Annotated in this window: 1 protein-coding gene; it reads left to right on the forward strand. The window is 71.4% G+C overall.

Annotated features, from left to right (window positions below):
- Positions 1 to 488: prolyl oligopeptidase family serine peptidase (locus KDM41_18535; protein ID MCB1185422.1), on the forward strand; the 488-nt coding region annotated here is incomplete at its 5' end.
- Positions 489 to 609 lie beyond the last annotated feature (121 nt).

Consider the following 609-nt stretch of genomic DNA (forward strand, 5'->3'; position numbering starts at 1 on the left):
CGGGTGGCCTGCTGGTGGGTGCCGTGGTCAACCAGGCGCCCGAGCTGTTCGCGGGCGTGGTGGCGGGTGTCCCCTTAGTCGACAACGTGACGACGATGCTCGACGCCTCCCTGCCGCTGACGGTCACCGAGTACGACGAGTGGGGCAATCCGGAGGCCGATCCCGAGGTCTACGCCTACCTCGCCGGCTACGCCCCCTACGACAACGTCGTGGCCCAGGACTACCCGCCGATCCTCGCGGAGACCTCGCTCAACGACACCCGGGTGCTCTATGTCGAGCCCGCCAAGTGGGTGGCCAAGCTGCGCGCGACGGCGACCGGACGCCGCGACTTCCTGCTGCGCACCGAGATGGTCGCCGGGCACGCGGGCGTGTCCGGCCGCTACAAGTCCTGGCAGGACCGGGCCTTCTCCCTGGCCTGGATGCTCGACCGGATGGGCCTCGCCGACCGGTCGCCCCAGGGCGCGGCGCCTCTCCCCGCGGGGGCCTGATGTCCCACCCCGCCGTCCTCCTCGACCTCGACCGCACGCTGGTCGACGTCCAGTCGTTCACCGACTACGACACCGCCTGGCGCGACGTGCTGGCGGTGCTCGGGCAGGCCGTCGAGGAGAA

The organism is bacterium, from assembly GCA_020440705.1.
GTDB lineage: Bacteria > Krumholzibacteriota > Krumholzibacteriia > LZORAL124-64-63 > LZORAL124-64-63 > JAGRNP01.